10 protein-coding genes are annotated in these 7,140 nt (G+C 48.3%); 2 read left to right on the forward strand and 8 right to left on the reverse strand.

The genetic code is table 11. The features are described from left to right. The first annotated feature begins 1 nt into the window (after position 1). Positions 2–985 (forward strand): SPFH domain-containing protein, encoded by a 984-nt coding sequence (locus tag CUS_RS05070; RefSeq protein WP_002847996.1) that lies wholly within the window; start codon positions 2–4, stop codon positions 983–985. A 3-nt stretch (positions 986–988) separates the two neighbouring features. Next, positions 989–1,195, forward strand: coding sequence for a hypothetical protein (locus CUS_RS05075; protein WP_002848000.1), 207 nt, complete (start codon positions 989–991; stop codon positions 1,193–1,195). A 197-nt stretch (positions 1,196–1,392) separates the two neighbouring features. On the opposite strand, the gene CUS_RS19740 is transcribed toward CUS_RS05075, so the two are convergent. From CUS_RS19740 to CUS_RS05115, 8 genes are all read right to left on the reverse strand, one after another. Next, positions 1,393–1,581 carry a hypothetical protein gene (locus CUS_RS19740; RefSeq protein WP_002847993.1) on the reverse strand — a complete coding sequence of 63 codons (189 nt, stop codon included), beginning with the start codon at positions 1,579–1,581 and terminating at the stop codon, positions 1,393–1,395. 214 nt (positions 1,582–1,795) lie between these two features. Then, entirely contained in the window at positions 1,796–2,068 is a 273-nt protein-coding gene (locus CUS_RS05085) for a hypothetical protein (protein ID WP_002848004.1), read from the reverse strand. A gap of 153 nt (positions 2,069–2,221) precedes the next feature. After that, entirely contained in the window at positions 2,222–3,094 is an 873-nt protein-coding gene (locus CUS_RS05090; RefSeq protein WP_002847998.1) for a tRNA 2-thiocytidine(32) synthetase TtcA, read from the reverse strand. 22 nt (positions 3,095–3,116) lie between these two features. Then, positions 3,117–3,914 (reverse strand): GNAT family N-acetyltransferase, encoded by a 798-nt coding sequence (locus CUS_RS18540; protein WP_002847995.1) that lies wholly within the window; start codon positions 3,912–3,914, stop codon positions 3,117–3,119. Positions 3,915–3,929: 15 nt separating this feature from the next. Further along, positions 3,930–4,322, reverse strand: coding sequence for a hypothetical protein (locus CUS_RS05100; RefSeq protein ID WP_002847991.1), 393 nt, complete (start codon positions 4,320–4,322; stop codon positions 3,930–3,932). Positions 4,323–4,334: 12 nt separating this feature from the next. Then, complete coding sequence (locus tag CUS_RS05105; protein ID WP_002848002.1) at positions 4,335–4,802, reverse strand: COG2426 family protein; 468 nt, start codon at positions 4,800–4,802, stop codon at positions 4,335–4,337. 11 nt (positions 4,803–4,813) lie between these two features. Continuing rightward, entirely contained in the window at positions 4,814–5,662 is an 849-nt protein-coding gene (locus tag CUS_RS05110; RefSeq protein ID WP_002847987.1) for a hypothetical protein, read from the reverse strand. 27 nt (positions 5,663–5,689) lie between these two features. Next, positions 5,690–6,940: a hypothetical protein gene (locus CUS_RS05115; RefSeq protein WP_037276616.1), complete on the reverse strand. Its 1,251-nt coding sequence runs from the start codon at positions 6,938–6,940 to the stop codon at positions 5,690–5,692. Positions 6,941–7,140 lie beyond the last annotated feature (200 nt).

Below are 7,140 nucleotides of genomic sequence, written 5' to 3' on the forward strand. Positions count from 1 at the left end.
AATGATGATGCTGTTCACTTTATTGTACATCTTAGCATTTGCGGGCATAGCCATCGGTTCAGACATCGACGATGCGGCAGGCACACTGCTGATGGTCATCTCAGGCTTCTGGGCGATGTTCGGCTGGATACCGTTTCTCGGGCTGAAAGTCCTGCGCCCGCAGGAAGCGCTGGTGCTTACCCTCTTCGGCAAATACAAGGGCACATTAAAGGGCGACGGCTTCTACTGGGTGAACCCTTTCTGCACCGCAGTAAACCCTGCTGCAAACACCAAACTCCGCCAGAGCGGTGATGTGAACAGCGAAGTTGCAAAGAAAGTTGCCGCAGGTGCTGTTATCAACCCCGACACCGGTATGCCCATGCAAAAGATAGACAAAAAGATATCCCTCAAGATAATGACCCTCGACAACAACAAGCAGAAGATAAACGACTGTCTGGGAAATCCTGTCGAGATAGGCATAGCAGTCATCTGGCGCGTTGTAGATACCGCAAAGGCAGTGTTCGATGTGGACAATTACAAGGAATACCTCTCACTCCAGTGCGATACTGCGCTGAGAAATATCGTAAGGCTCTACCCCTACGATGTTGCACCCAACATCGATACCACCGGTGACGGTCTTGCTGATGAAGGCAGTCTGCGAGGTTCCAGCGAAATAGTCGCACAGCGCATACGCGATGAGATACAGGATAAAGTCACAAATGCAGGCATCGAGATCATCGAGGCGAGAATAACCTACCTTGCCTACGCCCCCGAGATCGCAGCCGCAATGCTGCAAAGACAGCAGGCAAGCGCAGTAGTTGACGCAAGAAAGCTGATAGTTGACGGTGCAGTGGGCATGGTCGAGATGGCTCTTGAACAGCTCAGCGAAAAAAACGTGGTAGAGCTGGACGACGAGCGCAAGGCAGCTATGGTGTCCAACCTGCTGGTAGTTCTCTGCGGCAACCACGATGCCCAGCCTATTGTGAATTCGGGCAGCCTTTACTAAACTATGGCAGCAAAAAAGCAAGTTCCGCTGCGCCTTTCGGAAAAACTCTATAACGAGATCGCTGCATGGGCAGAAGATGACTTCCGCTCAGTAAACGGTCAGATAGAGTACCTGCTTACCGAATGTGTCAAGCAGCGCCGCAAAAACGGCGGCTATGTGGGCAAGGACATAGACGCTCCCCCGGACTTCGATGTGAAGAAGTTCGATTAAAAGCAACACCCGCGAGCATGACACTCGCGGGTGTTTTTCAGTACACAAATCGAAAAGAGGCCGAATATTTCCGACCTCCTTTCATGTGCATAGTATTTTCGCGTGCAAGCGTTCATGTAAAAATCCCTGCGGACACAAGCTGCTTATTGTGACCGCGCCGAACATCATATTGCAAACACCTCTTTTCTATGTTGATATCATTGCAGGTTGACCGTATCTATGCCGTAAATACGGTGTCTTGCCGACTTCACAGCCGACAATATCACGAAAGTTTCCGAGAAAGCTCTCAGCCCTCTCACGACAGGGTGCTTGATTTGCCGCGTCCGAGCCAGATGCTCTCTCTTGCTCTCTGACGAAAGTATACCACGCTTTTCCCCCTTTTTCAAGAGGTCTAACCGTATTTTAACCCTGCCGTAGCCAAACTGACAAGCATTGTTTTCATTTCGCAAAACTTCTATTAACTCTTTATCACAAACTATCACTTTCCCATTAGAATTTCCGAAAAAAGGTAAAAAAAGCCCCTTTAAACGCTCACACGCCAAAGGAGTAAATAAATACTATGTAATTTTCCCCGAACTATATCTTTCTTTTTCTGTCATATCATACGAGTGGTATCTTGCTGTATTTCAGAAGATCTTTAGACGAAAACGGCATCTTGATCTCTCTGTCAGCCAGAGCATCGTCCACCAGTGATGCGCTGAGTTTGGTACCCTGTGATACCTCGATAGCGACATAGTTCTTGATCTCACGGAACTCTTCATCATGTTCACTGCACCAATCATTGATCCGTTGGTACTCATCAAAATCAAAGATGTTTTTCTGCTTGTTCTTCTCAAAAAAATCCATGATGACCTGTTTGTTGACAAAACGCACAGATACCGCCTCCCCCTGAAAAATATCGACCAAAGCAAACTATTGCTATTAATTAAAAGTATATCACATATTTTTCGGGAAGTAAAGCGGTAGCCAAATATTTTACATTAAAAACACAATTGATTAATTTTTAAACCAAAAACAAAAACAGACCTATTCTTTATCATCGCCCGCCACAGTGCCGCGCACACTTCTGCCCTTGTCGAAATCATCGAGAAAATGGTGGTATTCGTCACCGATATGGTAGCTGATTATCGTCTGCAAATTGACATTCTCCACGCTGCGGAAGATGTTCATGTCAATGGCAGGGCTTCTCTCGCGGAGCATTTTCAGCAGTTCCTTGACCTCCTGCCGCTTTGAGTTGCTGCTGCCGTCATCGTAGACTTCCCTCTCCTCAGTAAACCGACAGGCACACTGTATAAACTCCAGCCCGTTGTATCTGCACCACTTGATTATATCTTCCTCGCGCACCATGTAGAGGGGTCTGATAAGCTGCATTCCCTCGAAATTCTCGCTGTGTATCTTCGGCATCATCGTCTGCACCTGCGAACCGTACAGCATGCCCATCAGGATCGTTTCTATCACATCATCAAAATGGTGACCCAGCGCTATCTTGTTACAGCCGAGTTCCTGCGCGTTTTTGTAGAGATATCCCCTCCTCATCCTCGCACAGAGGTAACAGGGGTTCTGCCGCACGTTCACCACCGAGTCGAATATCTTCGTGTCGAATATCCTTACGGGTATCTCCAGCTTTGCGGCGTTGTCGATTATCTTCTGCCTGTTTTCGGCGTTGTATCCCGGATCCATCACGATATACTCCACATCGAAAGGCACTTTCGAGTACCTCTGCAAACGCTTCATGCACATCGCCATCATCATCGAATCCTTGCCGCCAGAGATACAGACTGCTATCTTGTCGCCCTCCTGTATCAGCTGATAATCCTTCACGCCTTTAAGGAATTTCGACCATATCCCCAGCCTGAATTTCTTTACCAGTGACAGTTCAATATCGTTTGGTATTTCCATACTTCTCACTCCATCTGTCCCATTATCGGGACTTGTTATCCGTCTGCATCACGCACATGCCGCCATCGGCAGAAAAGCCGCACTTCTCGTAAAATCCCACAGTTTCGGGCGTTTTCTTGGTTATCAGGTAGACGTTACCGCCCTCAGCACGCTTCACCTCTTCTATCAGCCGCCTGCCGATGCCTCTCCCGCGATATGCGGGGTCTGTCCACAGCTCGATGATGCGGCAGACCACGCCGTCATAGTAAAACTCCCGCTCACTGATGACCGCCCCCGTCAGACTGCCCTCCTGCCACGCCGCATAGCCGAAACGTCCATATCCGCACAGCAAACTTTCCACCCTGTAGAACGCCGTTTCTTCTGTCCAGCAGTCATTCCAGGGCGGCGCATTGAATGTCTTCATGTAAGACAGCGCCAGCGCTTTCAAATCAGGGTAATATATCGGACAGATGCCGTTTTTCACCTCGCCGCATCGAGATTTTCGCGGCTCAGGTATAGGCTCATACCCCAGTTTGACGAGATACTCGTTCAGCAGACGAAAAAATTCATCTATCGAACGATCGCCGCGCCGCCCGAAAGCCGCCGCATAGCCGATAGCCGACAAACTCCTCACTTCGCCGTAATGTTCTGCCGCAAATTCGTTGAACCCGTCAGGCATAAGCACAGGCACTTCCCTGCCGCCGAAAGCAAAACTCCACCCTTGCAGAAAAACCTCCAACCGCGATAACTCGGCTTTTCCGAGATACGCTCCGGGTCTTTCCCAACAGCCCTCATAGAAAGCCCTTGCTTCGGGGCAGATATCGCGCAGTTTTGAGTCCATAATATCACCCTATTGTCACTGCTTGTTTTTCTTTTTGGTGTATTCTTCCAGCTTTTTCAGCTGTTCTATCGTGCCTATCGGCTCACGGTCAAGCCCTTTCAGAAAATCGTCCAGCAGATCGAACCACTTGTAGAAAGCCGCCTTTTCGTCACCCTCATTTTTAAGCACAAGAGCAAAGCTGTCGCGCTCGCTCTTGTCACCGTAGAACCACTCAACAAATTCAGTGAAACCATCGGGGATTATCACATGTCTGTTGCCGCTGAAAAGACTGTCTGACATGACCATTCCGTCCATAAAAGTTCTAAGAAAAGTTATGCTCTCACTGCCCAGAAAAGCAGTCGGGTGCAGTTTGAGTTTTCTGTAGAAATACCGTGTTACAGAAGAAATATCTTTATTTGTTCTTTCCATAATTTCCCCCACTTAACCAAGAATATTGAAGCCCAGCGCGGTCAGTGTCGTGATTATCACAGCCGCCAGTGCCACGCCCAGCACCACCGCCAGAACGCTCTTCTTGAAATCAAGATCAAGCATGCTCGCCGCCAGTGTGCCCGTCCACGCACCCGTACCCGGCAGAGGTATGCCCACAAACAGCAGAAGCGCCCAGAACATGCCCTTGCTGCCGGCTTTTTCTTTCAATTTCTGACCGCCCTTGTGCCCCTTTTCAAGACACCAGCTGAAAAATTTCCCGATAACGGGCTTGTCAGCGCCCCATTCAAGCACCCTTCTCGCAAAAAAGAAAATTATAGGCATGGGCACCATGTTTCCTATCATCGAGATAATGACTGCATCGCGCAATGAAACGCCCATCCCACGCCCCAGAGGTATCGCACCGCGCAGTTCCAGCAGCGGTACCATTGACAAAAGGAATGTAAATATGTACTTTTTCATCGTTGTTCTCCTTAAAAGTTCATTTTTATGGACTGCTTCCCCTGCTTGCGGAATGCGTCCTCAACGCCCAGCATAAGTGTTTTCAGCCGCTTTGCCTGCGCCCTCGTTTCCACCAGGTCAGCCGCAGCATAGCACATGTCTTTTGCTGACTCGTTGTCACGGCTAAGCAGATATAACTGCCCAAGCCCCAGAAAACACTCGCATTTCAAACCGTCATCGCGGTACTGCATTGCCGAGTTGAACAGCTTGAAAGCATTGTCCTGCCGACCGTTCAGCAAACACAGCATGCCCAGCGTGTGCATGACGAAACCGCCTCTTCGCGCCAGTATCGCCCTGTCAAAATAACGCCTCGCCTTTCGGTAGATGTCGTTTGCAAGCCCGACATTGCCCTCTAAGACCGCCGAATACAGGCAGATATTGAAATACTCCTCCTGTTCAGCGGTGCTGAGGTGAGCAAAATCTATCTCCCTCAGCTGACGGCGGCAATCCTCATACCGCTCGCCCTCCAGATACATCGAAGCATAAGTCAGCCGCCTGCTGTCAGTCAGTTCGCCGCCCAGAAAAACAGACAGCATATTAAAATATTCATCATCATAGCCGTGAGTCAACCTGTGCCGCGCCAGCCTTTCAAGGTCGAGATGCTTGCGTATATCGATAGCGGCAGAAATAGTTCCCAGTATGCAGAACAGCACCGTCAGGCTTATCAGCCAGATGCTCCAGCACTGTATCATACTGAGCCTCATACCCGATATGAACCATGCCGCCGCCATGATTATATACCCCAAAACAGAGGCATACGCAGTGCTGTGCAGCAAATTTACAGGCAGACTGTTTGCGCGTCTTATCTTCATCAAATTCATCTGACAGCGTCCCTTTCTATACAGAAATTATCCCAGCTTAGCAATTATATCGAAGTACCCGCCAAGCGCTGTCGCAAGGCGCTGATCCTCCGTGATATCAAAGTAGACAGCTTCTCCGCAGTCTTTTATATGATTATCTGAAAGCCAGTCTTCTATCTCAAGTTCGTCATCGCCCGCGATCGCATCATAGTAGATCTGGGTGAAAACATGGCGGCGGCGCGAAGCATCATACACCTGTGTCGAATGATCGCAAACCACCGAAACTACATGTTCCGCGATATATTCATCTACCCGTGATCTGCCCGCATCGTCGAGGTCATCATAGGTGGTGCGGTCATCAAAAAAGCCGTTCTTGTCCAGATCTTTGGTCAGCTGCCAAGCCTCTTCAAACTTCTTCTCACGAATTAACTGCGCAAATTTTTCCCGAAGTTCAGGGCTTTGGTCAAATGTCGCATTAACATCTTCTATAGTCCCGCGGCTTTCAGCCAGCTTGTCGGAGTAAGTCTGCACTTTCTTCTCGTCAGCCACCTCATCCAGCGAAAGTATCTGCGTATAATCAAAAATGTAGTCATCGTCAATGTTGAAAAGCACTTTGCCCTCAGCATCGGGAACTGTACATTTGAACGCCCAGTTGTTGCGGACAAGCGGCATCCTGTCCAGCGTGCTCTGTATCCACTTAAAATATCCGTCCTCATTTTCGGACTTGTAAAGCTGGTTCACCGACTGTCCTTTTGAGAAATTCAGCAGGAAATATTCATCATAAAATAACATCTCCTTGACCCCTGCGAGCACGTAACTGCGCGTATATTGACCATTTTCAGCATAAGTGCTCTCCAGCCAGTTCTTATTATTGTTGTCCGTCTGCGACCAGTGTGTCCACACCATATCACCAAAATCGGTCTGTAAAATTTTGGACAGTTGCGCCGACTGTCTGTTGCGGTCAAAAAACTTGTAGTAAGTGCTTGAAGGTTCCAGCATATCGCAAAGCGCGTTGATATCCCCCGCTTTCAGCGCAGTCAGAAAAGCGTCCGTCTGCTCACTTATAACAGCAAGTTCAGCAGAGCGGTCTACCGTAGTCAATGGCGCATCAATAGCTTCATCGATAGCTTCGAGATCAGACTCCTGAAAAACAGTACTGTCCACTTTATTGCCCTTTTCCTCAGTCACCTCAGTGCTGACTTTGGTTTTGTCATCGCCAATATCGTCCCCCGCACAGCCCGTCAGCATAAGCCCGACCAAAGCCGCCGCTATCAGGACGATCAATCGTTTGTGATCCATCAGATATCCTCCGTAAAGAAGTTATACATATACTATTTAATTATATCACACCCCAACAGAATTTACAATAGCCGCAGTGTATTTTTGTGAATTTACCTAAAATTCCCGTAAAAAAAGTTTATAATTCGGAGTTGAATTTTTTCAAGATATATGATATAATATAATTGTTATTAATTTAACAAGCGAAAGGAGTAAAGTGA

Origin of the sequence: Hominimerdicola alba 8 (genome assembly GCF_000178155.2) — a bacterium.
In the GTDB taxonomy this organism is placed as follows: Bacteria; Bacillota; Clostridia; order Oscillospirales; family Ruminococcaceae; genus Hominimerdicola; species Hominimerdicola alba_C.